The sequence below is a fragment of the Marinococcus tarijensis genome, assembly GCF_054971385.1.
In genome coordinates this window covers 1-26,170 of record NZ_JBQOJA010000027.1, presented here as the reverse complement: position 1 = coordinate 26,170, position 26,170 = coordinate 1, and the positions used below count along the sequence as shown (strand labels likewise).

Annotated in this window: 35 protein-coding genes; 16 read left to right on the top strand and 19 right to left on the bottom strand. The window is 46.7% G+C overall.

All coding sequences use genetic code 11. From position 1 onward, the window contains the following. Positions 1 to 26: 26 nt before the first annotated feature. Positions 27 to 1,199 (top strand): ROK family transcriptional regulator, encoded by a 1,173-nt coding sequence (locus ACTTK7_RS13700; protein WP_462868647.1) that lies wholly within the window; start codon positions 27 to 29, stop codon positions 1,197 to 1,199. A gap of 7 nt (positions 1,200 to 1,206) precedes the next feature. Here ACTTK7_RS13700 and ACTTK7_RS13695 read toward each other — a convergent pair whose 3' ends face one another. The 5 genes from ACTTK7_RS13695 to ACTTK7_RS13675 all read right to left on the bottom strand — a co-directional run bounded on the left by ACTTK7_RS13695 (position 1,207) and on the right by ACTTK7_RS13675 (position 6,777). Then, positions 1,207 to 2,505 (bottom strand): TRAP transporter large permease, encoded by a 1,299-nt coding sequence (locus ACTTK7_RS13695; RefSeq protein WP_462868646.1) that lies wholly within the window; start codon positions 2,503 to 2,505, stop codon positions 1,207 to 1,209. Then, positions 2,502 to 2,996, bottom strand: coding sequence for a TRAP transporter small permease (locus ACTTK7_RS13690; RefSeq protein ID WP_462868645.1), 495 nt, complete (start codon positions 2,994 to 2,996; stop codon positions 2,502 to 2,504). Before ACTTK7_RS13690 ends, ACTTK7_RS13695 begins: the two co-directional genes overlap by 4 nt. Position 2,997: 1 nt before the next feature. Then, a complete protein-coding gene (locus ACTTK7_RS13685; RefSeq protein WP_462868644.1) occupies positions 2,998 to 3,987 on the bottom strand; it encodes a TRAP transporter substrate-binding protein in 990 nt (329 codons plus the stop codon). A 36-nt stretch (positions 3,988 to 4,023) separates the two neighbouring features. Continuing rightward, positions 4,024 to 6,378 (bottom strand): glycoside hydrolase family 31 protein, encoded by a 2,355-nt coding sequence (locus tag ACTTK7_RS13680; RefSeq protein WP_462868642.1) that lies wholly within the window; start codon positions 6,376 to 6,378, stop codon positions 4,024 to 4,026. 207 nt (positions 6,379 to 6,585) lie between these two features. After that, on the bottom strand, positions 6,586 to 6,777 hold the full coding sequence (locus ACTTK7_RS13675; protein ID WP_462868641.1) for a hypothetical protein: 192 nt from the start codon (positions 6,775 to 6,777) through the stop codon (positions 6,586 to 6,588). A 185-nt stretch (positions 6,778 to 6,962) separates the two neighbouring features. On the opposite strand from ACTTK7_RS13675, the gene ACTTK7_RS13670 reads away from it, so the two are divergent. The 5 genes from ACTTK7_RS13670 to ACTTK7_RS13650 are packed head-to-tail and all read left to right on the top strand — an operon-like array spanning position 6,963 to position 10,700. Next, positions 6,963 to 7,763 carry a hypothetical protein gene (locus ACTTK7_RS13670; protein WP_462868640.1) on the top strand — a complete coding sequence of 267 codons (801 nt, stop codon included), beginning with the start codon at positions 6,963 to 6,965 and terminating at the stop codon, positions 7,761 to 7,763. Positions 7,764 to 7,767: 4 nt separating this feature from the next. Continuing rightward, a complete protein-coding gene (locus ACTTK7_RS13665; protein ID WP_462868639.1) occupies positions 7,768 to 8,148 on the top strand; it encodes a GntR family transcriptional regulator in 381 nt (126 codons plus the stop codon). Beyond that, a complete protein-coding gene (locus ACTTK7_RS13660) occupies positions 8,135 to 8,845 on the top strand; it encodes an ATP-binding cassette domain-containing protein (protein ID WP_462868638.1) in 711 nt (236 codons plus the stop codon). The genes ACTTK7_RS13665 and ACTTK7_RS13660 overlap by 14 nt, the downstream gene beginning before the upstream one ends. After that, the gene (locus tag ACTTK7_RS13655) at positions 8,842 to 9,765 is read left to right on the top strand and encodes an ABC transporter ATP-binding protein (RefSeq protein WP_462868637.1); all 924 of its coding nucleotides are present in this window, start codon (positions 8,842 to 8,844) and stop codon (positions 9,763 to 9,765) included. The genes ACTTK7_RS13660 and ACTTK7_RS13655 overlap by 4 nt, the downstream gene beginning before the upstream one ends. Before the next feature lie 2 nt (positions 9,766 to 9,767). Next, a complete protein-coding gene (locus ACTTK7_RS13650) occupies positions 9,768 to 10,700 on the top strand; it encodes an ABC transporter permease (protein WP_462868636.1) in 933 nt (310 codons plus the stop codon). Positions 10,701 to 10,897: 197 nt separating this feature from the next. Here the strand turns inward: ACTTK7_RS13650 and ACTTK7_RS13645 are convergent, their stop codons facing one another. The 5 genes from ACTTK7_RS13645 to ACTTK7_RS13625 form a co-directional block, all read right to left on the bottom strand. After that, positions 10,898 to 11,620, bottom strand: a complete 723-nt coding sequence (locus ACTTK7_RS13645; RefSeq protein ID WP_462868635.1) for a hypothetical protein — start codon at positions 11,618 to 11,620, stop codon at positions 10,898 to 10,900. A 47-nt stretch (positions 11,621 to 11,667) separates the two neighbouring features. Beyond that, positions 11,668 to 12,087 (bottom strand): hypothetical protein, encoded by a 420-nt coding sequence (locus ACTTK7_RS13640; protein WP_462868634.1) that lies wholly within the window; start codon positions 12,085 to 12,087, stop codon positions 11,668 to 11,670. Further along, positions 12,074 to 12,238, bottom strand: coding sequence for a helix-turn-helix transcriptional regulator (locus ACTTK7_RS13635; RefSeq protein ID WP_462868668.1), 165 nt, complete (start codon positions 12,236 to 12,238; stop codon positions 12,074 to 12,076). The genes ACTTK7_RS13640 and ACTTK7_RS13635 overlap by 14 nt, the downstream gene beginning before the upstream one ends. Before the next feature lie 175 nt (positions 12,239 to 12,413). Continuing rightward, positions 12,414 to 13,085, bottom strand: coding sequence for a DUF1129 family protein (locus tag ACTTK7_RS13630; protein WP_462868633.1), 672 nt, complete (start codon positions 13,083 to 13,085; stop codon positions 12,414 to 12,416). Beyond that, a complete protein-coding gene (locus ACTTK7_RS13625) occupies positions 13,086 to 13,412 on the bottom strand; it encodes a PadR family transcriptional regulator (protein ID WP_462868632.1) in 327 nt (108 codons plus the stop codon). 236 nt (positions 13,413 to 13,648) lie between these two features. On the opposite strand from ACTTK7_RS13625, the gene ACTTK7_RS13620 reads away from it, so the two are divergent. From ACTTK7_RS13620 to ACTTK7_RS13600, 5 genes are read left to right on the top strand one after another with little or no spacing between them, the layout of a single operon-like run. Next, positions 13,649 to 13,921: a hypothetical protein gene (locus ACTTK7_RS13620; protein WP_462868631.1), complete on the top strand. Its 273-nt coding sequence runs from the start codon at positions 13,649 to 13,651 to the stop codon at positions 13,919 to 13,921. Further along, positions 13,918 to 14,205, top strand: a complete 288-nt coding sequence (locus ACTTK7_RS13615) for a hypothetical protein (RefSeq protein ID WP_462868630.1) — start codon at positions 13,918 to 13,920, stop codon at positions 14,203 to 14,205. Before ACTTK7_RS13620 ends, ACTTK7_RS13615 begins: the two co-directional genes overlap by 4 nt. Before the next feature lie 37 nt (positions 14,206 to 14,242). After that, the gene (locus tag ACTTK7_RS13610; protein WP_462868629.1) at positions 14,243 to 14,419 is read left to right on the top strand and encodes a hypothetical protein; all 177 of its coding nucleotides are present in this window, start codon (positions 14,243 to 14,245) and stop codon (positions 14,417 to 14,419) included. Between the two features lie 25 nt (positions 14,420 to 14,444). Then, entirely contained in the window at positions 14,445 to 14,648 is a 204-nt protein-coding gene (locus tag ACTTK7_RS13605) for a hypothetical protein (RefSeq protein WP_462868628.1), read from the top strand. Next, entirely contained in the window at positions 14,645 to 14,956 is a 312-nt protein-coding gene (locus ACTTK7_RS13600; RefSeq protein ID WP_462868627.1) for a hypothetical protein, read from the top strand. The genes ACTTK7_RS13605 and ACTTK7_RS13600 overlap by 4 nt, the downstream gene beginning before the upstream one ends. Positions 14,957 to 15,012: 56 nt before the next feature. Here the strand turns inward: ACTTK7_RS13600 and ACTTK7_RS13595 are convergent, their stop codons facing one another. Then, positions 15,013 to 15,303, bottom strand: a complete 291-nt coding sequence (locus ACTTK7_RS13595) for a hypothetical protein (RefSeq protein ID WP_462868626.1) — start codon at positions 15,301 to 15,303, stop codon at positions 15,013 to 15,015. A 235-nt stretch (positions 15,304 to 15,538) separates the two neighbouring features. Between ACTTK7_RS13595 and ACTTK7_RS13590 the strand changes: the two genes are divergently transcribed. Both ACTTK7_RS13590 and ACTTK7_RS13585 read left to right on the top strand, forming a co-directional pair. Then, positions 15,539 to 15,733, top strand: a complete 195-nt coding sequence (locus ACTTK7_RS13590) for a bacteriocin-like WGxF protein (protein WP_462868625.1) — start codon at positions 15,539 to 15,541, stop codon at positions 15,731 to 15,733. 126 nt (positions 15,734 to 15,859) lie between these two features. Then, on the top strand, positions 15,860 to 16,447 hold the full coding sequence (locus tag ACTTK7_RS13585; RefSeq protein WP_462868624.1) for a hypothetical protein: 588 nt from the start codon (positions 15,860 to 15,862) through the stop codon (positions 16,445 to 16,447). Between the two features lie 37 nt (positions 16,448 to 16,484). Here ACTTK7_RS13585 and ACTTK7_RS13580 read toward each other — a convergent pair whose 3' ends face one another. The 3 genes from ACTTK7_RS13580 to ACTTK7_RS13570 form a co-directional block, all read right to left on the bottom strand. After that, complete coding sequence (locus tag ACTTK7_RS13580; RefSeq protein ID WP_462868623.1) at positions 16,485 to 16,958, bottom strand: peptide-methionine (S)-S-oxide reductase; 474 nt, start codon at positions 16,956 to 16,958, stop codon at positions 16,485 to 16,487. A gap of 132 nt (positions 16,959 to 17,090) precedes the next feature. Further along, positions 17,091 to 17,876, bottom strand: a complete 786-nt coding sequence (locus ACTTK7_RS13575) for an SDR family NAD(P)-dependent oxidoreductase (protein ID WP_462868622.1) — start codon at positions 17,874 to 17,876, stop codon at positions 17,091 to 17,093. A gap of 263 nt (positions 17,877 to 18,139) precedes the next feature. After that, positions 18,140 to 18,493 carry a helix-turn-helix transcriptional regulator gene (locus tag ACTTK7_RS13570; protein ID WP_462868621.1) on the bottom strand — a complete coding sequence of 118 codons (354 nt, stop codon included), beginning with the start codon at positions 18,491 to 18,493 and terminating at the stop codon, positions 18,140 to 18,142. Between the two features lie 407 nt (positions 18,494 to 18,900). Here ACTTK7_RS13570 and ACTTK7_RS13565 point away from each other — a divergent pair, with 407 nt between their 5' ends. After that, complete coding sequence (locus ACTTK7_RS13565; protein ID WP_462868620.1) at positions 18,901 to 19,335, top strand: universal stress protein; 435 nt, start codon at positions 18,901 to 18,903, stop codon at positions 19,333 to 19,335. 72 nt (positions 19,336 to 19,407) lie between these two features. After that, positions 19,408 to 20,301 (top strand): diacylglycerol/lipid kinase family protein, encoded by an 894-nt coding sequence (locus ACTTK7_RS13560; protein WP_462868619.1) that lies wholly within the window; start codon positions 19,408 to 19,410, stop codon positions 20,299 to 20,301. A gap of 200 nt (positions 20,302 to 20,501) precedes the next feature. On the opposite strand, the gene ACTTK7_RS13555 is transcribed toward ACTTK7_RS13560, so the two are convergent. Both ACTTK7_RS13555 and ACTTK7_RS13550 read right to left on the bottom strand, forming a co-directional pair. Next, entirely contained in the window at positions 20,502 to 20,930 is a 429-nt protein-coding gene (locus tag ACTTK7_RS13555; RefSeq protein ID WP_462868618.1) for a DMT family transporter, read from the bottom strand. 25 nt (positions 20,931 to 20,955) lie between these two features. Continuing rightward, complete coding sequence (locus ACTTK7_RS13550) at positions 20,956 to 21,318, bottom strand: hypothetical protein (protein WP_462868617.1); 363 nt, start codon at positions 21,316 to 21,318, stop codon at positions 20,956 to 20,958. A 114-nt stretch (positions 21,319 to 21,432) separates the two neighbouring features. Between ACTTK7_RS13550 and ACTTK7_RS13545 the strand changes: the two genes are divergently transcribed. Further along, positions 21,433 to 22,308, top strand: coding sequence for a LysR family transcriptional regulator (locus tag ACTTK7_RS13545; RefSeq protein ID WP_462868615.1), 876 nt, complete (start codon positions 21,433 to 21,435; stop codon positions 22,306 to 22,308). Between the two features lie 130 nt (positions 22,309 to 22,438). Here the strand turns inward: ACTTK7_RS13545 and ACTTK7_RS13540 are convergent, their stop codons facing one another. Genes ACTTK7_RS13540 through ACTTK7_RS13530 form a run of 3 tightly spaced genes read right to left on the bottom strand, consistent with a single transcriptional unit; the run spans position 22,439 to position 25,349 of the window. Beyond that, positions 22,439 to 24,940: a DUF2339 domain-containing protein gene (locus tag ACTTK7_RS13540; protein WP_462868614.1), complete on the bottom strand. Its 2,502-nt coding sequence runs from the start codon at positions 24,938 to 24,940 to the stop codon at positions 22,439 to 22,441. Between the two features lie 29 nt (positions 24,941 to 24,969). Continuing rightward, positions 24,970 to 25,158: a hypothetical protein gene (locus ACTTK7_RS13535; RefSeq protein WP_462868613.1), complete on the bottom strand. Its 189-nt coding sequence runs from the start codon at positions 25,156 to 25,158 to the stop codon at positions 24,970 to 24,972. 2 nt (positions 25,159 to 25,160) lie between these two features. Then, positions 25,161 to 25,349, bottom strand: a complete 189-nt coding sequence (locus ACTTK7_RS13530) for a hypothetical protein (RefSeq protein WP_462868612.1) — start codon at positions 25,347 to 25,349, stop codon at positions 25,161 to 25,163. Between the last annotated feature and the right edge of the window lie 821 nt (positions 25,350 to 26,170).

Here is a 26,170-nt window from a genome sequence, read left to right as displayed (position 1 = left end):
AGCACGAATAGAAAGAGGGATCTACCTTGCATAAAGGTGACTGGAACTATATCCGAAACTTAAACCGCCGGCTGATTCTTGAGGAAATCGTGAAAAATGCCTCCCTTTCCCGGAGTGAGCTCGCAAGAATTACCGGCTTAAATAAAGCGACCATTTCCACGCAGATTCATGATCTGCTCGAGCAGGGGCTCGTGATTGAAACAAGAACCGAAGCACTCGACACTCCCGGCCGTAAGCCGATTATTATTGAAATGAACGAGCGCGCCGGCTTTACGATCGGCATTGATATTGATGAGCTGAGCACCAATATCATTTTTTGCGACCTGAAGGGCCGCCGACTTCATCAAAAGCAGCTGTATCTGGACACGTATCATTTTGAACGTATGCTTGAAGAATTAATTCAACAGCTGCAGACAGAAATTGACGTATTCCGGAGCGGCACCTTTGATGCCCCCATTGTTGGCATCGGCATCGGTATTCACGGCATCGTAAATAACGACAGCCAGATCGTTTACACCCCGAAGCAGGAATGGGTCGGCCGCGACGTGAAGACCCGGCTCGAAGAAGCATTTGACACCCCCGTGCATGTGGACAACAGCGCCAATCTCGCGGTGTACGCCGAACATGTTTACGTGGAACACGTACCGGATCTGTTCTGCCTGACCCTGTATTCCGGCATCGGGCTCGGCATGGTCAAGGATTCGGTCATTTACCGCGGGCATCAGGGCTTTGCCGGTGAAATTGGCCATATGATCATCGAGCCTAACGGCAAGCCCTGTCCGTGCGGCAACCATGGCTGCTGGGAGCTGTACGCCTCCAACAAAGCGTTTTTTAAGCTGCTTCACGATAACGGCACCGAGTTCCATACCCAGGAACAGGTTCGTAAGCATCTGGAAACCACGGATGCCGAGCAGGTAATTGATGAATACATTTTCTATCTGTCAATCGGGGTAAATAATGTGATTAACATTTTCAACCCGGAGCGCATCATCATTAACAGTCCTCTGTTTGCCTCCAAACCCGAGCTGTTGAAACGGGTTGAAAAGTCTCTGCAGTCGAAGTTTAACAACTACGAAGAGCTGAAGATCTCGAGCCTGAACGAAGACGCCTGCGCCCTCGGAGCCGCAGCGCTTGCGTTTAAAAAATTTCTCGGTGTTCACCACGTGGACCACTCTGCCTATTTCCCAGCCCCTCAGTAATCCGCAGCTACATCAGATCAAACAGCTGTGGAAGGAACAGGCTGAGCTGAGGAATAAAGGTAATGGCAAGCACCATAACAATTAAAACAATGAAATACGGCACCAACGTTTTGATGACACTTTCGAGTCTTGCGTTGGCTACGCTTGTACCAACAAACAGTACGCTTCCGACCGGAGGAGTAATGTTGCCAATACAAAGGTTGAACGCGATAATAATGCCGAAATGGACAGGGTCGATGCCTAGTTCGGTCACCACCGGGAAAAAGATCGGCGTGAAAATCAGCACCGCCGGCGTAATATCCATAAACGTTCCCATTACGAGCAGAATCAGGTTAATGAGCAGCAGAATCACGATCGTGTTCGCGCTGATTGAAAGAAGCGCGCTGCTGATGCCTGCCGGGATCTCGGTATAGCTCATCACGAGTGAAAACAGCGAGGATGCCGTAATTAACAGTAGAATCATGCCTGCGATTTCAATGGTTTCCTTGAAAATGTTTTTAAATTCCTCTTTTTTCAGCTGTTTGTATAAAAGCGACAGCAGAAGGGCATAAATGACAGCTACTGCGGCACCTTCAGTGGCGGTGAAAATGCCGGCAACGATCCCGCCGATAACGATAATGATCAAAAGCAGACTCGGTATTGCATCAAATACGATAAACATTTTATCCTTCCAGCTGACCTTTTCGGACACCGGATATTTATGCTTTCTGGCATATACGTAAGCGACGGCCATCACAGAAAGGCCCCATAAAATCCCCGGAATGTAGCCGGCCATAAACAGCGCTGCAATCGAAGTTCCTCCGCTAACCAGGGAATACACGATCAGCATCGAGCTCGGTGGAATCAAAAGCCCCGCCGGCGCTGATGCAATATTGGTGGCGGCTGAGTAGCTCAGGGAGTATTTCTGTCTCATTTCCATCGGAGTCATGATTTTACCCATCGCAGCTGCTGCTGCGACACTCGAGCCGGAAATTGACCCAAACAGCATGTTGCCGACGACGTTTGTATGTGCAAGCGACCCCGGCAGACGGCCGACAATAATTTTTGCCAGGTTAATAAGCCGGAAGGCAATGCCGCCGTTGTTCATAATAATCCCTGCAAGCACAAACAGTGGAATCGCCAGAATCGTGAAATTATCTACGCCTGTGGCGAGTCGCTGCGCGGTAATAATAATGCTCACATCAAACGGAATTACAAGCGAAATAGTAACCATGGCACTCAGCAGAATGGCAAGTGCAATCGGCACGCCGAACACAAGCAGTATACCGAGCAGTGCGAATAATAAAATTCCTGCTGTAACTGTCATCCTTTTTCCCCCTCACCAGCAGTGCCGACCCGGCTGCTGCCCCGAAGCATATCAATTACGGCGTACAGCACTATACATACACCCGAGGCCGGCACGGCGCTGTAAACAAACAGCATGGACATGCCCGTCGCTGGAGCTGTTTCCGAGTATGTATACGACAGCAGAATAATGCCGCCGATGATCATCGGTACTATTCCTAAAAACACCCATAAAATATTAATGGCAAGCCCGATGAGGCGCTGCGAACGCTCCTTAAACTTTTCTACCAGAAACACAATGGCAATGTGCTTTTTCTGGCCAAACACGTAAGCCGCTGTAAGCAGTGTGAACCAGATGAGCATAAAGCGGATGATTTCTTCGCTTGTTGTACTCGGCGCATCCAGGACGTACCGGGTAAATACCTGCCAGATCGAAAGAAAAGCCATGCAGGTGATTAACACGGCGTTCACGATTAAAAGCGCACGGTCGAGAATCATTTTGACCTTTTGCATCCTACTCGGCCTCCTTTATTTTGTTATAAATTTCAGAGGTCTCCGGGTCGTTTTCGAATTCTTCATGCAGCGGCTGCACCTCATCAATAAACGACTGTTTATCAACTTCATAAAACTCTACATTCATTTCCTCTTCGGCTGTCACCTTGGCCTCTTCTACCATTTGATTCCAAAGATCTTCATGATAGCTGGTCGACTCCTCCGCAGCTTCCTCAATGATTTGCAGCTCACTATCGGAAAGGTCTTCCATAATATTTTCATTAGCAATCAACATGTCGGGAACGATGGCGTGCTCGGTGTAGAAATAGTTTTTCGCCACTTCTCCGTGATTGCTGTTCGTAAGCGCCGTCGCATTGTTTTCGGCGGCATCAATGACACCTGACTGCAGGGCAGTGTATACTTCGCCGTAGCTCATCGGCGTCGGTGTGCCGCCCATGGCTTCGATCATCTGTACGCTCGTCTGACTCGGCTGAACTCTTGTTTTCAAGCCGCTCATGTCCTCGCTCGTTTCAATCATTGTGCTTTTCGTGTAAACGTTGCGGACCCCAGCGTCGTAATACGTCAGGCCACGGAATCCTTTATCTGCAGATTCCATATAGATATCGTCCGTTACGTCCTCGTTGTTCATGACACGTTTAAAGCTTTCCTGACTTTCAAACAAATACGGCAGGCTGAAGACGGAATACGCCGGTTCAAAGCTTTCGAGGGCACTCCCGCTTACCTTGCTGAAATCCACGGCGCCGGTCTGAGTCCCTTCAATTACTTCCCGCTCGCTTCCGAGCTCCCCGTTCGGGTAAATCTTAATGCTCATGGCTCCATCCGATTTTTCATCCACAAGCTCGGCAAACCGTTCAAGCGACTGGTGCACCGGATGGTCCGTCGGCTGGTTGTGTGCGAGCGTAAAGGTCTGTTCTTCCTCACCGCTTGCACTCTGGCAGCCTGTTAAAGCAATCAGGGCCGTCATTGTAGCAAGACTTATCCATTTCTTCACTGTTGTTTCCCTCCTTTAATTAACGTTCAGCGATACTCAGTTCCATGAAAACCATGTGTCTGCTTTTCCGTTAATAAAAACCTGTCTCGTTTCATCCTCCGGCAGCTGGAACTGCACAGCCGTAAGGCCATTGCTGTACGACCCTTCCTGAAGGACTTCAATATAAATACCGCTTTCTTCAGGCGTCATGGTGCACGTAATCGAAAGCACATCGGCATCGTGACGCTTGTCGTTGTCGTCGTAATAAGTAAACGATGTCTGTGCACCGTTCCGGCCCGGATACACATGCATGTCGATCCGGCTTTCGGCTTCGTTTTCCACCGGCAGCAGGCTGCCGCCTTTAACCATGACCGGCGTATACTCAAGCGGAGCAGGAACCGTGACCCTGCGTCCTCCTTCGTACCACTGCCCGGTATACATGTCGTACCAGCCGGGCGAATGAGCGGGCAGGTATACTTCACGTTCGCGCTCTCCCGGACGTACAATGGTGCATACTAGCAGCTCTTCGCCGAGCATGAACTCGTCGTTTTCGGCATGCGTCGCTGCATCGTCGCCAAAGTCAAAGAAGGTCGGCTTGATCACCGGCTCGTAGCTGGCCGACGACTTGTGAAGAAGCGAGAAAATGTAACCGGACAGCTTCTGGTGCCAATGAATGGTGTCGGAGACCTTGTCGACAATCTCCGGATACATCCAAGGTTCGTTCACTGTCTGATCATCGTTCCAGGAATGTATTGTAAACCGCGGATAATAAATGTTGCTTTGAATCCAGCGCAGAAACAGCTCCGAATCCGGCGCATCTCCGGAAAATCCGCCCGTGTCATGTCCGAAATTGTAAATGCCGGAAAGACTTAAGCCGATCGCCATTTTAATGTTGTACTGGAGCGTTTCCCAATTGGAGTAGTTATCCCCGGTCCACGTCTGGGCATACCTGCTGAGGCCCGCGCTTCCTGCCCGGCTAATCAGATACGGGCGTTTTTCACTGTCAAACTCGGTCTGGGCTTCGAGCGAGCTTTTCGTCATCAGCATCGGGAAAATCGCACGGTAATCCTGAAATTTTCCACCCTGGCCAAACAAATGAATCACTGCCTCGGGATCCCAGATTTCAAACTCGTTGTTATCATTCCAGGTGGCGTCGATCCCGTTTGCGAGCAGTTCCTTTTTCACGTTTTCCTTCCACCACTCGATTGTCTGTTTGTTGGTAAAGTCCAGATAAACGCCCATATCGTCCCAGAACTGCTGCAGGAGTGGCCGACGTTTGTTATCTAAAACGATGTAATCGTTGTTAAGTACTTCTTCATGCTTCGGGTGATCGATCAACAGGCTCGGTTTAATGTTGGCAATGATGCGGACGCCGTTCGCATGAAAATCTTCAGTAAATTTTACTGGATCCGGGAATTTTTCATAGTTCCAGTTGAAGACATACCGTTTATGGTCAATGGATGTATATCCCGAGGAGAGGTGAAAGGACTCGCATGGCATGTCGTGTCTCTGGCAGTCCTCCACAAAGTTCATCAGACGCTCCTGGGATTTTTCTTCATCAGTATAGGTCATCGTTGAACCGGAGTAGCCGATGCTCCATTTTGGCATAAGCGCAGGCCGTCCGGTCATCCAGGAAAAGCTGCGGGTAACCTCAGCCACCGTTGGCCCGAGAATAAAGTAGCAGTCCAGAAAATGAGAGCTGGATTGAAAAAACCGGTACTTTCCGTGGTAGTTGTCCTTTTCCCGCCCCATATCGAAAGCGCATTCATTATAGTCATCGTAGTAGAGTCCGTAAGCCACTCCGGTTTCCGGCGAATGCGTAATATAGTACGGAATATGCTTATAAAGCGGGTCCGTTTTCTGGGCATCGTAGCCCATAGCGTCAATGTTAAGCATGCGGAAGCGCTCCCCGTACTTATTGACATTTCCTGTTTTTTCCCCGAGGCCGTAGTAATGCTCCCCTTCATTTCGTTTTAAGTAGTGGGCTGTCGGCGCCGTTTCAGCAATCTGAAATCCGTACGCCTGAGTATTTCGGTCTTCGGCAACCAGCTTTTCTTCTCCGGCTGTTTTGTCAAACCAGCTGCAGTGCAGCTTCGTTTTATTGATTACTAGCTTGAGTGAAGCCGTTTCAATTACATATTCTTCAGGATTCTCTGACGTTTCATGAGCCGGAAGCGAAAAATAGTCAGTGATGCGATTCCGGTCGAGTCCTTCAAACGGCATCTCCGTATCTCCCGGGGCCACGGCCCATGTATGTATATCCATCTCCGGCTGTTCCTTCGTCAGCGTAACTCGGAACAATTTTTCTTCGAGTACATAAACGCAAAAGTACATTTCCTGCACATCGGATTCAAAAGTAAGCATATTGTTCTTCTGGGCAGATAAATAAAACTGATCTTTCGTCGTTAGCATATTGTTCACCCTCTTTGGATTAATCACTTGTTCAATAATTAATTTGTAGTGTAAACAAATTAATTATTTACTTTATGATAAGGCTTTCCTGAATGTTTCGCAACCCCGGTTTTATTTGATTGTTTATTCTTTTGTGCTTTCGTCGTTACATTAAAAAATGGTTCCCCTCTCTGCCCCGGAGAACCATCGTTATGCAATACTGCACTGCTACTCTTCCCTCCGCTTTCTGTGATAAAAGAAATTGCACAGAAATAGCACTGCCACCACCGCAGTCATAAATAAAATACCTTCTATCCTGTACGTTGCATCGTAATGGGTCTGGTCCAGTAAAAGCACCAGGTTCCATGAAATAAATAAAAATATTCCATACAAATAAAGCACCGACTTTGTACTTTTCATAAAACCCCTCCGTTAGTATCTTTTTGCCGCCACATTCCTGTACCCTGCCCCGCGGCGGGTAAATCTTTAGAAATAAAGTATATTAAAGAATTTAAAAGATGTCTGTCCGTCATAAATATTGTTGACGTATCTTTTGTACCAGTGTACTATTTAATTAATACACTAATACAAAGGAGCTGTACTTTATGACAAGCTGGTTACAATTGTGGAAAAAAGAATTTGCGCTGACGCGATCCGTCTTTTACTGGTGCCTGGCGCTGATATTTTTCGTCGTCATCTTCGCCATCGTTATGAACAGCGGAAATTTTTTCTCGGTAAATTCGAATAACCCTGCCGAGACAGTGGGAAGCGTGGTGCTAGGTGCTCTCAGCGCCGGTATTCTTGCCCATTTTGTTTATCTTCCCATTTATATGATTGTGAGCCTCGAGCTCGAACGCCGCCAGCTGCACCTCTGGCTCTATCAGCCGCAGCCGGTGACTAAATTGCTCAGCGCCAAATATGCAAGCGGCCTCGCATGCGCTTCCATTTCGCTTTTTATTAACGGCCTTCTGCTTCTTATTGCTGCCTGGCTGACCCCGGGCCTCCCTTCCTTTTTCGGTCTGCTAGAGGAGGGGGTGACATGGCTGCAGGTGCTCGCTTTATGCCTGCTTTGTTCGGTTTTTGTGCTTCTCGTCTCTCTTTACTTCAGTGTTTACCTGTTATTTATTTACTCGTTTGACTTTGCGTTTCGGCACACCATAGGTAAAGGGCTTCAAATCATGCTGGCGGTAGCTGCCGTGTTTCTTTTAAGCGTTTTTGCCAATTTGGGACTTGGTGATGTGTATCAGGCTATCACCAGCTGGGGCCAGTTTTCACTCACCGGACTGGTGAATGTGGAATTTTTTAACCTCAATCTTTATACCGGAGTTATTCTTTTCCATGCTGTAGTTGGCATTCTCCTCTTTGCCCTGTCCGCTCAGCTGATTGATAAGAAAGCGGAGGTATAGGCTCATGGCTTACACATTTGATAACTCCAGGCCCATTTACCAGCAAATTATTGATACGATCCATGGCAATATCATTCGGGGCGAATGGCCGCCGGGGACGAAGCTTCCCTCCGTCCGTGCGCTGGCTGTCGATTTTGGCGTAAACCCAAATACCGTATCCCGGACATACAGTGAATTAGAAAGAACAGGAGTGTTGGAAATGAAACGGGGACAGGGAACCTTTGTAACAGAAAGCGAAGCAACCATTCAGCAGTTAAAACAGCATCTGATGCGCCAGCGGATTCAGGAGTTCATGAACGAAATGGAAAGCCTCGGCATGAGCACGGAAGAAATTCGCCAGGGCATTGATTCCTATCGAAAGGATGAGGACCATGATAACCTTTGACGGGGTAACGAAGAAATTTTTAAGCCGCACTGCTCTCGAAAACGTGACGATCGAAATTCCTTCCACGGGAGTAACAGGCGTGGTCGGCGAAAACGGAAGCGGTAAATCCACCCTCCTCAAGCTTGCCGGCGGGCTGCTGCGTCCGGACAAGGGGTCGGTTTCTTATAACGGACAGCCGGTCTCACGGAAAGACAGCTCCCGGATCGCCTATTTATCGGAAATCGACCACATGTACGCATTTTTCCGGATCGACGAATTAATTGCTTATCAGGCTTCCCAGTTTCCTGATTTCAACAAACAGCGCGCTTATGACATGCTGTCGTTTATGAATCTTGACCCTGCACAAAACATCAAAACGCTCTCCAAGGGTAACCGCGGCCGGGTAAAAATTGTGATTACGCTGGCCCGGGAAGCCGAGCTGCTCCTCCTCGACGAGCCGCTTTCAGGACTTGACCCCATCGTACGGCGCTCCATCATCCAAAGCCTCGTTTCGTTTGTTGATGTCGAAGCCCAGGGCGTCCTGATCAGTACGCACGAAGTGAGTGAAATGGATCCACTGCTCGACCGGGTGCTCGTTCTCCGGCAGCAGCACGTGCTGGACCTCGAAGACAGCGAAGCGATCCGCGAGCAGTTCGGCGTTGATACAGCCGGATGGATGGAGCACATTTATGCCAGGGAAAGGAATGTTCAATCATGAACCAGCACCCCGTACTGCAGCTGGGAAGACTCACCAAGTCCATTCAAAAAACAACCGTCGTCCATCCTCTTGATTTACAGGTACACGCCGGAGAGGTTTTTGGCTTTATTGGTCCGAACGGTGCGGGCAAAACGACCACCATCCGCATGATTCTTGGCTTGATTAAAGCTACCAGGGGCGATATTTATATCGCTGGCGAGAATGTGCGGTCCAATTTTTTAACCGCTATTTCTCACGTCGGAGGAATTATTGAAAGCCCGGAAATGTATGATTATTTAACGGGCGAGCAAAACCTGAAGCACTACGCCCGGCTTGCCGGCAACGCTTCAGCCAACAATATCTGGGATGCTGCTGAACGGACAGGGATTGCCTACGCCCTGAAACGGAAATTGAAGACCTATTCCCTCGGTATGAAACAACGCCTGGGGCTTGCGCAGGCCCTGCTCCACCAGCCAAAGCTGTTAATATTGGATGAACCGACAAACGGCCTGGACCCGGCAGGGATCCGGGAACTCAGGCAATATTTGCGGCAGCTCGCTGAACAGGAGCAAATGGCGGTATTCATCTCCAGCCACCAGCTGTCGGATATGGAGCAGATGTGCGACCGTATCGGGATTATTCACCAGGGACACCTGGTGGATGTCCAGCCGGTGCAGTCCTTCGTACAGGGAGACCATCAAAAACAGGTGGTCACCATTGTTACCGATCAGCCCCGTGAGGCTTCTACGGTGCTAAAACCATTTACCCAAGAGCAGGCGGCTGTGATAGACGCTTCCTCTCTCCGGGTATCTCTTTCGTCCGACGATGTTCCTCAGTGTATATCCACACTGGTCGAGCATGGCATCCGTATATACGAAGTCTCCGTGCATCATCATTCACTCGAGGACCAATTCTTGAAAGTAACCAATGGAGGGGTGTGAGCATGATGTGGGCTATCTGGAAAAACGAAAACATAAAATGGCTGCACAAAATAAGCACTTGGATCATTGGAGGGCTGGTGGTGCTGATGATTATCGGCGCGGCCCTGCTCAGCAAATGGAACGGAGTCGAGGAAGAGTCGCAGTGGCGGACTGATTACGAACAGGCACTAACGCAGTACGAGGAAGGCGGGCTGCAGACCGGAGCCTCTTTAACGCCGGAGCTCGCTGCTGAATATGAATACCGGCTGCAGGAGAACATTCCTCCACTTGCTGCATACGGGCAGTGGAGCTATGTAGACGAAATGACGTTAATGATCTCGTTTATTACCCTGTTTTCCATTATCGTTACATCGACGCTGGTCGCCAGCGAATTTCAGACGGGTTCGGTGAAGCTCTTATTTATCCGGCCGATTCCAAGATGGAAACTGCTCGTTGGCAAATACCTTTCCGGAATGACATTTGCGGCGCTTCTCACTATGTTCACTCTCGCTTCCGTATACCTTACAGGCGGCCTGGTGTTTGGATTCTCGCCGCTCGATGCACCTTATCTTTACAGCAGCGAAGACCTGCTGGAGAGAAACGCAGCGGTTCACATGCTCAGCACGTTTGGCCTTGGCTTCATCCAGACAGCTGTCATGACGCTTTTTGCCGTGATGATAGCCTCCTTGTTTCGCAGCAATGCCATGGCTATCGGCCTCAGCGTTTTCAGCATGTTTTTCGGAACAACCGCCACTGCTTTGCTGGCGCAGCTCAACGAAACACTGGCGTCCTACAGCCTGTTTGCCAACAATGATCTTACGGTTTTCATCAGCGATAACGTCCGCCAGCTCGTTGAGGTCGGCCCGTGGTTTTCAATTATGGTCTTAAGCTGCTACACGTTATTGTTTATAACGATTGCATTAGTAAGCTTCACTCAAAGAGACGTAGCAATCTAACACAAAGTCTTGGCTTAGACACACGAAAACAGCCGGCGTTGTATAAATAAACGCCGGCTGTACTTCCAATATGCTTAATACTTTATTTTCAACATGTTCTTATTTCGAAGTCTTTCTCTTTTAAAGGAGAGAATGGCTTTTTTTATGGCATCAGAGTTGGTTAAAATCGTGGTTTCAATACATTCACTTTTACACAACTAACGATACACAGCTATTGTTAAGGCCAACTCGAGACGGGCGTAAAAGCGTCGGTCAAAGTCTGCAGTGGAAAAACTAAGTATTCCAAAAGTCACAAAACCACTAAACACTAGAATCATCACACCACTCACTAAAATTAAAAAACCAACGTATAATAATTCGTTACTTGACGCGTCTTCTGCGCCAGGCAACTGGAATATGAATGAAAAAACTATAAACAATGTACTTGGCAGTAAAAATATTTTTCCCCACTGGGATTTAAGCCGTTCAATTAATGAAGTTTTTTTACGTTCTTCCAAAAATTTTTGAACCTGGGGAAGATAAACATTCAATAATCTCTCTGAAGAAATATCGTTGTTCTTTACCCAACGCTGAATTTCTTTGATAACGATTTTATCATATAAAAGCGAAAGGCTTTGATATCCATAATACATTGCGATCACTTTTTTTATCGCAAAGTTTGAACCAATTTTACAGATTGCAATATTCACCAACAATACAATAACTAATCCAATCCATCCAAAATCAAAAGGATCATAATAAAGGGCCAATAACAATATCACGAGTATGAAAAAACTCGAAACAGCCTGAATAGCTTTGATGAAGGCATTCAACTTTTTAATTTTTGGAATTCTTTTTATTGTTTTACGCAGATATTTCGTCCGTTGTTTTCGTGAGATTTTATTTTCTACTGCCTTAAACGAAAGAAATTCTCTCATCACCGCTTCCCTCACCTTTCAAGTTCTTCATGTTCTTTTTCGCTAAAGTTTTAGTCCTCCTGCTGCCGCTTCCTTAGTGAATAAACATACCAAAAAGGCACGACCCCGCCTACAAAGATTACGACTCCAATAGTCACCCCACTAATGGTGGTAGAACCATTTTGGAGAAACGTAAATACAGCTATTAGAATGGAGAAAAAGATCAAAACGCCCCACGCTCCGTTACACCGCGTTTTTGGTGAAGCTTTGGTTCGCTCATGATCCACGCTGATTCCCAAATGCAAATAAGCCATTACCGCAGCTGTTATGGTAAATACAAGCCATAAAGGGTTTTCCATCATTTGATCTATACCGGATGTAACCAGTTCATATCCCAAAATGCTCAGGATACCTAGGGTTTGAACTATAAAGGCAATACGAATGTGCTGAAGGTTTTTCCACTGAAGCCGTTCCTCTTTAATTTTTTTCATCAGTACGTCGCTCCTTTTCGATCCAAAATAAATTATCAAGGGTTCGATCCAGGGCATAACATATTTCCATACATAAATTTAAAGACGGGTTGTATGTTCCTTTCTCGATGAGGATAACCGTTTGGTGAGTTATCCCTGTAGCATCAGCCAGCGGCTGCGTCCATCAAGCCTGCCTGCGTACAGTTTTGACCTGATTCTCCATAATGCGGCCTCCTACCGATAAGACGTAACATGTATATTACATTTTTAAAATTATTTCCCTGAAATTTGGTTTTTATCATAAGAAAAGAAGGGTCTCCTCTTTCTTCAAGGATGACCCTTCTTTCTTAATCTTTCCTCCGCAATATTTCAGCCACCAGTAGAAACACCGCTCCAGCTATCCCCAGCCAATATACTGGAACGGTTAACGTCGGTCCCAGCGGAGGCAGCCAGAAATACATTGCAAAAAATATTGTTCCCGGCACGACTGCGAATAGAAAACCTGATACCAGGAATTCCTTTATTTTCGAAATATCCCGGAAACAAGACCACTTGATATAACGAAATACACTGTAGCCCACGACCGATAATATAATGCTCGAGACGATAATAATTATCACAGTCGTGCCTAGGCTGTACGATTTCGTCGGCTCCAACTGCTGAAAACCATATGAAAGAATCGTTTGTATCAATCCAGTAGTCAGCATATATACACCTAAAAAATAACAAATGCCCATTACAAGCAACGTCATCATTTCTTTGGGCACTGTATGAGGAAGCTCGCCGACAATATCCTTCGCATACTGCCTGGGGTCGGATCCAAACAGCTCCGAACTGTCTTTCCCCTCTGCCTGCAAAATGAGAAGTTGATCCAGCAGCTCCATCAGCACCTCTTCGGTCTCCTGGTCACTTTTATTAAATGAAAGGCGGATATACACCATCATATCTTCGTATATTTTCTTATTTTCTTTATTTAATTGGTTTCGCTTTTCGTTGTTTTCCTCCACCAACGTGCTCACCTACGACTCCTCCTTGTCGAGTAATTGATCCACGGGCTGCTTCAGGGCCTTCCAGTTCTCCCGGAACGCCTCCAGCGAAGCTTCTCCCGCCGGGGTCAGCGTATAGTATTTCCGGTTCGGTCCACTGCCGGAAGCCTTCATTTCCCCGTGAATCAGCTTTTCCTTCTGCAGCCGCAAAAGCAGCGGATAAATGGATCCTTCTTTGACGTCGATCCCCTGCTGCTGCAGCTTGACCGCCAGCTCATAGCCATAGACGGTCTCCCGGGAAATAACAGCTAAAATACACCCCTCGAGAATGCCCTTTAACAGCTGGCTTCGCTCATTCATCTGGTCACCTGCCTTGCAATACATGCTAGTTATTTAATTAAAAACCCGCCGTGCAAATTGCCGACAGAATAGGTTAAACTAAGTATTTCCCATCTACCTTGTATAACAACATAGTTTCACCTTAATATACCTTCAGTCAAAAAACAACAATAACTTTAATCCTTAAAAACCTTGTATTTTCGATTCCTATGTTCAAAAATGGAAATAATTACTAACATAGAATTCAGGGTGAAATTATGCGTACTGTGGTTCATATACTGTATTTTTTTCTGCTCTTTTTCGTATGCGGGTTAATTGGGTTTGGTTTATTTGGAACGGGCTTTACAGCTGACCTTCGTCCTTCGACGTTTCTTTTCTTCCTTTCCTTCAGCGCCATATGGACGGTCAGCTATGCAGGCCATCTTCATCTCGGGCGCTGGGATCTGCGTCTGGCCTTATGGGTATGCACAGCCCTTGGGATAAGCCTGCTGTTCGCTTCAGGGTCGAAAATATTGGAGGTTATTCAATGAAAAAATGGAATCTTGCCATGCTGCTGGCCGGCATGTTTTTGGTGTACGGCCTGGGATTGGTATCCCTGTTCACTCTTGGCCTTTTCAGCAGTATCAATCAATTTTTTATTACCATTGGCATGGTGTCCACCCCTCTGACCCCATTTTTCGTGTGGCTGTATCTGCTGTACCGGTTTCATGCCAAAAAAGATCATCAAAACTTTTACATTGGCATTGGATGTTTTGTACTTTTGATATTCGCTTTAATATACGACGTGCAGATGATCCAGCGCTATATGGTCTGATAAGATCTGAATGTTTGCCAATAAGGAGGAAATAGATATGAACACCGCCTGGAAAACAGGGATATTAGCAGGTTCTCTAACAATTATTGTTTTGTTTTTATTGGACGTTCTGCTTCCCGACCTGCCGGCGTTACTCCAGATATCCAGCAATGCGGTGGTCTCCTTTCTTGCGATGGCAACCGCTTATGCCGTGTTCAGCAACAAGAATTCATGAAAATTGAGTATAAGGAGCAGTCACGATGAAAATGCTCAAAGGGTTAAAATATCTTCTGATGGTTTGGATTATTATTCACGCACTTACCTCTATTGTATTAGGCTTTCTAATACTAACTGGCTCTTATTTTATCGATGTGCCTGTGTCTTCAGCGATGTCCGCTTCAGCAGGCGCCGGTATTTATATCTGGGTTGACCATCACCTCAAACAGAAGGAAGGAAAAAAATGATATTTCATAAATCCTACAGTTATTGGTCTGTGGTAACCAGTGTCCTCGGTGCTGCTTCTCTTGGCCTTACCTATGTTATCGCCCCAGGTATACCACAGGGCTTCACTCTATTTGTAGTCAACGTATTAGTAATTTCAGCCGTTGTTTTTATCCTTTTAGGCGCAGTAAGCAGTATTGCGGCCGTCGTTAACAAAGAGTCTGGAAAAAAGAAATATATAGGAATTTTCGTTCCTTCTACAATTATTTTATGTACTGTACTGATGCCTCTTGTTATAGGCCTGTTATTTGGCGTGAACAATAATCCTTAAAAAAAACGGCGCTCGAAGGTCATTTCCATACCACCGCGACTATTTATCATTTGCCGCTAAACAATCCAAAGCGTCATGGCCAGGGCGCAAGCCACGGCTAAAAGAAAGGCTCCTGCGATAATGACCTGCTGGAAATGCTTACGGCTTTTACGTTCGATATAATCGCAGCTGTTTACAGCTAAAAATAAAGCAACAGCAGGCAGACCGAGATTATCTGCCGTAATCGTTTTTTCCGCTGCCAGCATGAGAGCCACAAACAGCAGGCCATAGATCAGAGCTGCTTTTGCCCCGGGGGTTGCTGGTTTTAACACTGTTTTTTTCTCTGCTTTCTCCTTTGCAGCCAGCATAGACGTCCTTCTTTCTTTGTACATTATTCGCGCACGAAAGAATAAAAGTTTAATACCCTTTCTAAAATTTATTTTAACAAATTTATCCGGTCGTGAAACCCACCCAAATCATCAAATAAAATAATTCTGCTTGAATAAATTTTCAATGCCTATTCATAAAGGCTTGCGACTTTAACATATGTATATTATCGTTTTAAATGTAATTAATTTACATAAAAGTGGAGGAGTCCGATCTATGCGCTATTTAATGCTGGCATTGGCTAATTGTTTGATTTTTATTACAGCAGGAATTGTTCATCGTTTTTCCATAAGGGCGTTAAATATCCCTTTTGACCATGCGGTGATGTACTGGGGCTCATTTATTGGAGTGGTCTTCGTTATTACGCTGCTGCTCGTTCCCCTCTTTACTAAACGATTATCAGCAGCATAAAAACGTCGACTGTGAATTCGTGATAAGGCAGACATGTTCAGCACCTATGGTATTTTCATGCGCCGGGCTGATCGAGGTCTGCCTTATATGTTTTATATTATTTTGCATAAGATTAGGAGGGCTTCTATGTTTACATCCATACTACAGCTTCCTTTTCAGCCCCGGAAGCAATTTGCTTTTTTAACTACCCAGTACCCGCTTCCAGCAGTGGCAGCCATTATTCTTGGGCTCAGTCTTTTACATACGTTTATTACGAATTATATTTCCATTGGTACTAATCAATCTCCGATTCTTTCCAGCAATCTCTGGCTTTTAGTGGCGGCGGCCCTCTTTGGCGGAAGTGCTGTCTTTATATTACCCGTGATTTTGAAAGGAGCGGGCAGTATTCATAATCGTCCCCTCTCCTATCAAAAAGCTTTTTGGGTCAATATTTTAACTATTATCCCTTCCCTCTTTTTGCTGCCGGTTGCACTAATTGGATTGGTTTTATTTTTTGCCCAGGGAAGTACTCCCGCCTTAATTACGGTTATCTACAGAGTGCTCGAATGGCTTTCTTTTATATGGGTATTTGTCGTTGCGGTCGGCACGATCCAGGTGGCGGCAAATACGAGCAGGCCGAAAGCCTTGACGATCGCTTTCACGTACTTATGCTTTACCGTGATAGCTGCTGTCGTCGCAGTCTTTTTCCTGGCGGGCTTTTACGCAGCTTTATAGCTTTTCCGCCAGCCCGGGCGGCATCAAAGAAAGAGCTTCACCCACTATATTTACGTAGTAATCCTTCCGGAATGTGACAATAATCGCCGGGATGCTTATCCAGTCGGTCCTGGTGCTCCTCTGCGCTTTTTATGTAGTTTTTCAGAGGCTGCACCTCCACCATGATACGGTCGTAATCTGCTCTCTCCTTAAGAAAAGCCGCCGCTTCTGTTAGATGCTCCGGCTTTTCGCTATACACGCCGGTTCTGTATTTCTCCCCTGTGTCCTCCCCCTGCTGATTCAAGCTGTACGGATCGATGATTTCAAATAAATATTCCATCAGCTCTCGGATTGATATTACTGCAGGGTCAAATCCCGTTTTCACGCATTCGGCGTAGCCGTCATAGTCACCGTCCAGCGTATAACTGCTTCCATTTGCTCTCCCCGCCTCTGTACATTCCACGCCGGGCAGCGTTTTGATAAACGCCTGCACGCCCCATAAACAGCCGCCGGCAAGATATACTACCTCCATAATTGCATTTTCCTCCTTTACCGTTACAACTTTTTAATCTCAAATATTTCCGTTCATTTTAGCATAATTAATAAAAAACCGGTTCCGGAGTTTTCCCGGGACCGGTTTAAGTAATCGTTCAGGCTTTATTACTTACCGAGGCTTTGCTTTTTTTGCATGCTCCGCTGCTTTAACCTCTTCAGGCGTGGTTCTATTCTCTTCTGCCGCCTTCTTCGTAGCTTCATCGCCACAAACCACGTGATCCAGTTTGTTTTTTAGCGCGTCATAACCCTGCTGGGCTACTAATTCCTTGTCATTTTTGTTTCTCTCATCACCAAAGTAGGTAGAATCCATGCCGGCATTATGGTGAAAATCCGTATTAGTGGCACCAGGGAGCATAGCTGTTACATTGACGCCCGTGTCTCTTAACTCCTCCCGTAAGGATTCCGCAAACATAAATCCAAATGCCTTCGACGGCCCATATACCGTTTCGTACGGGGTCGGCAATGTCGCAGAAAAAGATGAAACGATAAGGATATCTCCCTTTTTATTCGGAACCATATCCTGTACGACGCGTTTTGCCATATGCACCGTTCCCGAAATATTAATGTCTATCAGCTTCAGCTCTTCCTGCAAATCGTTTTCTAAAAAGGAACCGCCAAGGCTGACACCGACATTTAAAACAGCTGTATCCAGCTCTCTGTTCTTACTTTTCACAAATTTCCAAAAGGATTCCACACCCTCGTACGTCGATGCATCTGCCTGGTGGGGATATGTCTTCACCCCGTAGCTCTTGATAGTCTCCGCCGCTTCAAAAATACGTTCGCTCGAGCCCGACATTGCAATATCGCACCCATCCTGGGCGAATAATTTGGCAAGCTCCAGCCCCAAACCTGAGGAGGCCCCGGTGACCATGGTAAACGGACGTTCGTTCGACATATTATTACTCCTTGTCTATTTTTATGGTAATCGTTTCAACATTTAAATGATTTCCAATATCCGGTTCGTATTCATTTCCTTACAGCATAAACGCTTTTTTATTTATCTATTACAAAAAAGCCGAAGATTTCTGAATGGCTTTTCAGGCGCTCGGTATTCCCATATTCCGGAAGCCATAAGAATAGGATTACGATAAATTCATTCCCGTTCGCCTATGAGCGAAACTCTTTTTACCTTTTTAACTTTCTCTGTACCTAAAGCTTTTAGAACTGGTAGGCTTCCCGGTATGCACTGGGAGACAGGCCCTGGTGAATACGAAATTGGGCCGTAAAGTAATCCTGGCCATTAAAACGAAGCCGTTTGGCAATTGTACGAATGGCATAATCAGTTTCGATCAGCAGACGGGCAGCAACCTCCATACGCCGCTTGTGAATGTAGCCGGGAATGGTTTGGCCAAGCGAGGTATTTACTGCCTGTGATAATATGTAAGGCCTGGTTTCCAGCGCTTCTGCCAAACGGCGCACCGTGAGCTGGCACTGAATATTATCATCGACATACTGCATAAACATAGCAACCAGGGGCTGGTTGCATCTGGAATCATAAAGCTTTTGTGTCATCGGTCGGCCCCCTTCTTTTTTCACCATCGTAATTTTCAAAAAAAAGAACATATGTTTTGTTTTAGTATATCATCTTAAGTACGAAAAATCACTATTAGAAAGCCCTCACTTAAAGCAGGCATAAAGAAAATAATTAAAAAAAGGGAAAACTACTATGTTTTGCCGCTTCCCTTAATGGGTATATTTGTTAAGAATGATTATGGTTCTTCCACGAAGGCTGCAGTCATCTCTTTATATGCGGCAGCAATGGATAGATATTAAAGCTAAACCATCAGCCAGAAAAAGAGTACATACTCTTTTTCTGGCTTTTTATATTTTTATGAAACCATTTTCATTCCTATTTTTGTTATTTTTCTCTTTTGAAAAATAGTATATATTAACGTTTTTAATAGAAAGGAAGACCAGCTATGCAACAACTGAACCGTATATTAGTCGGCATCGAAACTCTCGAAGCTACCTCGCATGACCCGTTTGTCCAGGCCGTACAATTGGCACAGGAGCACCAGGCGACGTTACTTATTGCCTTTATGATGGACACCAAAGGATACTCCTCCTTTGAGCGCATGGATCCGAATGGATTCCGCCGGCTCCAGGATCAGGCCTCCTCCCAGCTTCAGCGCTCCAAGGAATGGGCTGTCGAACAGGGCGTTCCTCGCGTTGAGACTGTGATGGAGCCAGGTCTACCCAAACGGGACATCGGAAAACTTTGTGCCAGATATGAAATAGATCTAGTGGTTCTCGGAGAATCGGGTGCTTCCAAAATCGACCGGGCGCTACTCGGCAATACAGCCAAAAGCGTCCGAAAAAAAGTTGACTGCAACGTAAAAGTTATTTCAACGTAATCCAAAAAAGAAGTATGTCTATGAGCGTTCCCCAGGAGCCGCTTCCCTATTTTCATAAAAAAGGAGCTTTTAATGTCAAACGCCATGCTCATCATCAACCCGTCTTCCGGTAAAGAAGAAGCGATGTCCTACGAGGCTTCTGCCATCAAAGTATTACAGGAATTGTATTCCAGCGTTACAATCCGCTACACGAGACAGGCTGGGGATGCTATAGAGCTGGCCCGGCAGGCATGTGAGCAGGAATTTGATGCTCTTGTGACGTTAGGCGGTGACGGCACCGTTAATGAATGCATCAACGGCCTCGCCGGTCAGCCCTACCAGCCGGCCTTTGGTTTTCTTCCGCTCGGGACGGTGAACGACTTTGCCCGTGCTCTCCGGCTGCCTTTAGATCCCGCTCGGGCCATACAAGTGTTGCAGCACCAGCATATCGTTCCTGTCGACATTGGACGCATTGACCAGACGTATTTTATGAACGTTCTGGCTATTGGGGCCATCGCCGAAGCCGTGTATAATGTAAGCCCGGAGCAAAAATCCACTTGGGGGCCGTTTGCCTATGTAATGGAAGGCACCCGGGCGTTCCGGCATCATACACCGTTTTCCCTGACGCTCACTCACGATGCAGGCGTATGGGAGGGGGATGTTTACCTTGCCCTCGTCGCTTTAACCAACTCCGTGGGAGGCATTGAGTCTCTGGCTCCCCAGGCAGAAATCCACGATGGGTGTTTCCACGTGTTTGTTGTCAAACAGCTCGGGATAACCAATATCGCCCAAATGATCCCGGAGCTTTTGCAGGGAAACCTTTCCCATCACCAGGATATTGAATACTTCACCACCACTACGCTGCAGGCAGGCACCAACGAGAAGCACATCGTCAACATTGACGGAGACGAAGGACGCCCCCTCCCCTTCAGCGCCGCCGTTCTGCCGCATGAGCTGCGCATGTTTGTACCGCCGGACGATCAATAAAAAGCTTCATAATTTATTGCAAAATCATGTTTGATTTCACAGGATGGAAGGAATGTCCATTATGTATATATTTATCCAGTATATACGCCCCTTTATGCTATCTAACGCATAAGCTTATGATGACCCCGGACATTCAACGGTCCGGGGCCTTTTTTTTGTGTTCCATTCGCTGAAGCACTCAGACCAGAATAAATTATTCTTCAATGATAAAACAGGTACAGCGCCACTCCAATCAATCCGAGCGCGGCCAGGCGCGAGGCATCCATCGGGATTTCCGGCGTTCCAAAGGCACCAAAATGATCCAGCAGCATTCCAAGCAGCAGTTGTCCGGCTATACCGGCGGTGATTGCCGCCGATGCTCCGATCCTCGGAACAGCCAGGATGATACAGACTATATAAAAAGCGCCCAGCGCCCCCACTGTCCATTTCCAGAATGAAAAAGCGGGAAATGAAAAAGAGAAACTTCCTTGTGCCAGTGTGCTCACAAATAAGCATACGGTTCCGACAAAATAAGCAATAAAGGCCGTCTCCACACTGCCTATTCTGCTCCCGATTTCTCCGTTTACGCCGGCCTGGAGCGCAAGCGCTGCTCCTCCGATAAAGCATAATGTCACTAACAGCCAGGTCATGCCCTCCCCCCTTTATTTCTAAAGCCTATTGATCGAATGGTTCCTCCTTCCAACGTTTTTCACTTTTTAACGCATGATGCTTCCGATATAATACGTATCCCGTCCAGCTCAACGCGCCCGGCAGGATCCATAACACGGTTAAATATATTGTGCCAAGACCCGCGACTCCCACGGCCCAGGTTGCAGCCACAGGCCGACGGCCAATTGCCAAAGCCGCCAGAATAAAAGAACAGATCGGCATGATGATTCCTCCCCCGCCTGCCGTCATTCCAACCGCTGTCCAGCCCGGAAATTTCTGCGTCACCTGCCAAAGCCACGGCCAGCAGATGCCAATGACAGCTCCCAGGACACCTGCAAGTATCCAGCACATTCGTTCCTCGTTATGCATGGTGCTTCGCTCCCTCTTACTGTGATAGGTTCTACCATACATCACCCAGACAATCATGAATAATGATAAAATAATATGGAAGCTATCATAAAAACAGATACCTGGAGGTAATCCATGAATATCCAGACCTTACAGCTGTTTCGTGCCCTCGCGCATGAGCAGAACATTTCCCGGGTCGCACACAAATGGAACTATGTGCAGTCGAATGTGACCGGCCATCTGCAGCGGCTGGAGCATGAGCTCGGCGTTGCTCTTTTCCACCGGCACTCCAGAGGCCTCACGCTCACTCCCCAGGGCACCTATGTGCTTGCCTGTGTGGAAGACATGCTTGCCTCGTGGGAGCACCTGGTGGATACGGTGTCTCAAACATCACTGCCCTATGAACCCCTGGTGCTCGGCTCTATCAACTCCATGGCGGCCACTCACCTGCCGGCATTAATGTCATCACTCCATCAGGCTCTTCCAACGATTGATGTTTCGCTCCACTACGGCATTACGGAAGAATTGGTCCAGCAGGTATTGCAGCATGAATGCCAGGGGGCCTTTGTCACCGGCCCTGTGCGCCATCCTGCTCTCCATCAGCATGTTTTTTCCACGGAGACCCTCACTCTCGTTTCCAATCCGCTGGTGCTTCCGCTCGGAAGTCTCGATGATGTGCATCAGCGGACTCTTCTTGTGCTGGAACCCGGATGCATGTTCCGGGAACGCCTTCTGCAGATGATTCATCTGGAAGGGATCATTCCGAAACAGGTGCTCACCTTTTCGAACCTCGAATCACTATTGGGGCACGTCCGGGCAGGCATGGGGGTCGCCCTCCTGTCGGAACGATACGTTCATTCATTTCAGGATGATTACATCGCATGCACGCCGGTACCAGCCGCCCACGCGCGGGTGGATATTTCCTTCATCTATTCCCCGGCAAGCGAACAGCACCGCTCATTTCGAGTTTTTCAGGATATCGTGGGCGAATCCATCCCTGCTTCGTCCTGACGCAGCCCACTTTACTAAGATAAAAAAGAGAGAGGCCCTTTTTAACGCAAAGGCTTCTCTCTTTTTGGTTTTTATTTAGATTTCATAATTTTTCTCTTAAGCACTCATGCTGTGAAAACCTTTTCCTTTTTCATTTCTGACGGTTCGACACTCGCTGATAAAGATACGAGATCCCGAGCAGCACAAAGCCAAAGCAGAAATAAGCAGCGATAGCGCTGCTTTCAGCCAGGAAGGCAAGATCGAAGAGAAACAGCTTCCCCGTGGCAAACAAGGATAAGGCGAGGCCGAGCCGGCGGACATAGACGAAGTTTCGTTTAAATCCATACAAAATATAGCCGACGGCGGTCACAAGATAGATCACGCTGATAACAAAGCTGACGTCTCCGAGCTGAAGCTGCACGTGAAGAAATGCGGCCTGGACCGTGAGGAAGTAAATGGCGGCCAGCGCTGGATACCACTCTGCATTTTTGTACTGGCCGCGGATATAGGCGAGCGGCAGGTCACGGCCGGTTGCCATAACCAGCGCGTGGAAGCCGAGCAGGACCATCAGCGCGGTGTAATCGGTGATCGTATTTTCCGGTCCATCCAAAGCCGGCATCGTCAGCGTAACCACCAGCCCGAACAACCCGCCGGCACCGTATAAAAACAGGCAGAAATACTTCACTACCCGGTCATACAGCAGCGGTATCTTCTTCAAGCCGTACCCCAATCCAACAGATAAAAACGAAAGCATCAGCCCTTGATAAAACCAGTAATGGTCAAAGGCTAAAGGGACATGCCAGTTGAACCAGTACAGGCTTTCATAGACAGCATATATCCAAACGTGAAGGAGCGTAGCATACTTCACGCCGGCGATAAAATCGGTGAATCTCGGAAAGAGTCTCGTTTTTTTCTTTTTCGTCTGGTCAACAACATAATAAAACATCACAAGCAGCAGCCCCGCGGTAACGACCGTATATTTCAGATGGAAGAATTCCGGCATCCATCCGTTCATATACAGAATTCCTTCTCGTAAAAACGCTGCGAGCATCAAACCAAATACAGCCCAGCCAGCTCTTTCAAGCAGGACCAACCGATACCGATTGGCGTACAGCATAATTGCAATGCTCTCCACGAGCCATCCAAGCGTGGCCCAGGCTACACCGAATTGAAACGGCACCACCAGAACAGCGAAGGTCAACGATGTCCCGTAAAATAACACCAAAGCCTGTTTTTCCTCTTTCATCCGCTGCTCCACAAATTTTCCAAGGCCAAAATAAACGAGCCCGAAAACCACTGCAAGCAGGCCTCTGAAATCCACCCAGCCCAAGTCGTCAAATAGCACATAGATCACGGTGCAGCTGATCGCAGTGTTGAATGCAAGCAGCACCACATCCGCCCATTTCACCGCTGTTCGATACGTCAGCGGATAACCGATCGTAAGTCCAAGATACAGCAGGAACGTGAGCACCGTATAGGCTATGCTCATGCCGCTGGAGGGGGAAAGGACAATCAGGATGAAAAAAGCCGGCACGTTGAGCCAGAAGCTGATATGGTGAACGACGCTCCACTGTTTCCGAAACGAAATCCACAGAATGGCTCCATTCAAGATGAGAAAATAAGCCATCGCTGCAAAGACCGCGCTATCTTCCAGGCCAAATGCCAGTAAATAAGAATAAAACGGGAGATAGCCGCCTGCGAGGCCGAACGTACAGACGGTTTTGGATGTATAATGAAGAGAGAGCACGACCGCCCCCGTGGTAACAAGCACCGACAACAGAAGAGCGGACACAAGACCGATAATATTGAGCAAAAAATAACTGAAAAAAATTGAACCATACAATACAGCGATGCCGCCCCCGGTCAATCCAAGGGCAAACGTCTGTCTCCCTTTCCGGTAAAGCCATTCTCCTCCAGCCAGCAGGAGAAGACCAAACACAGAAAACATGATACCTTTGAGTTCCTCATTGAACCACGTCGAATACGAGTACCGAAACGCCGCGGCCACCCCAAAAAGGATCAGCAGAATCCCTAACTTGTTAATCCAGCTCAAGCCGATTTTCATTTCCAGTTGATTGTCTCTCATCCGTTTCTGAACAACCTCTTCGGACACTTCTTCCTCCGCCAGCTCCTCGTACTGCGAAGAAAACGAACGAAGCAGTTCCTGCTCTTCACGGTTCAGCTGTTCGCGTTCTTTCTGAGCTGCTTCCTCGATCTCCTTGGACAATGCCTCCAGTTTCTGGTCCACCGCTTCGTTTTCCAGATGAATCGACTGCGTTCGGCGTTTTTTTAACTTTTCAATGCTTGCTTTCGTTTCTTCTTCAAAATCCTTCAGCTGATTACGGCTGGCATCTGTCGATTTTCCAAAGTATGTATAAAGTTTTTCCTTGGAAACCTTTAGAATATTGGTTTTTTCATCAAGAATCTGCTCCCGCAGCGAATGTCGGAGTTTCTCGTTTTCTTTTTCGATGTCGCGGTATTTTTCTCTCAGCTCCTGGAGGGTTTCCTGGTAAACGGCGTTGTACCGGCGAAGCATTTCATTGTCTTGATGAACCTCACTGGATTCATACTTTTTCACCACGCTCTCAAACTCTTCCAGCAATCTCGCCTGCTCCGCCTGCAGCCGCCGCAACTGCTCCTTCATCTCCTCCATTGCTTCTCCCTCCTTCTTAATAATCTTCTTTAATTTCTATTGTCGGTGGAATATCTTGATTGTTTTCGTTGAAGGTAAAAGAAAATACCAATAGAAATTGCCAGAACAATACACAACGATATAAATAACCATCCCGGCATATGAATAATCTTGCGCACGTCCATAAGAATCAGAGCAAACGAAATCGTACCAAATAATTTATAAAATAGTCTTAACATCCTCATGCTTCCCTCCTGGAACGTTTTCTCCTGTCATTGAGCAATTTTCCTCCTACCAATGTGCCTGTTAGCGTAAAAACAAAGCTAATCACCATTTCATACAGATAAGGCAACGCAAAAAAGGAATCCAACAGAATAAAACTGGTTGTCGCCAATACACCTGATAATATTCCTGTCTGCCATTCATTCATAAAAAATCTCACCTTTGATAACAAAAAGAATGTAAAATAATCCCTTTTGCTATTCTACTAGGAACTAGAAACAAAAGAAATGAACACTGTAACCAGAGAGTCCAATGACTTAGTTGAAGCAAGCCAAAAGAGCAAAGCCAAATCGCACAGGCTTTGCTCTCTAATTGATCCAAATAGTTCTATCGCTAAATTGGTTCTTTAAGTAAAAAAGAAAAAGGTCTTTCAAACCATAAGTTAGCTATCTAAAAATTAATCTAAAACCCTTAACTTTTGGTCAACGAACCCAACACCCCGTTTTTTTTCTCAAAATGGGATGTTTCCCATCTAAAAGTTCGTCTGTAATCAAATGTACGATACCTGACAGACTTTTAGACCCTTTGGAGTAAACCTCATGACCCAACGGATTGGCTACGCGCGCGTATCGAACTTTCAACAGGATTTCAACTCCCAGCAGCTGTTGGAAGAAGCCGGCTGCCAACGCATCTTTACCGAATGGAATAGGAGCAAAAGGATTAGCAGGATAGAATCTTCTAGATATTAGAAAAAAAGATAAGCAACTCCGCTGCTCGTCGTATCACTTGGTGGTTTTTGACTGATTCAATTTTTTGCCATCATGATTTGTTCCAAAGTTTGTATTAAAGTTGTGTTAATAGTGATACCAATTCTAGTAATACTTGGAGCCGGATATTATAATGAAACAGAATGGAAAATTAATGAGAAATGATGGAAGGAGACACGATGATGCTCTAATGTTGCAGTTTTGAAAACAAATGTTGGTCATGGATTTAAATATTGGGCTCTTCACCAAAATATGGACTTGA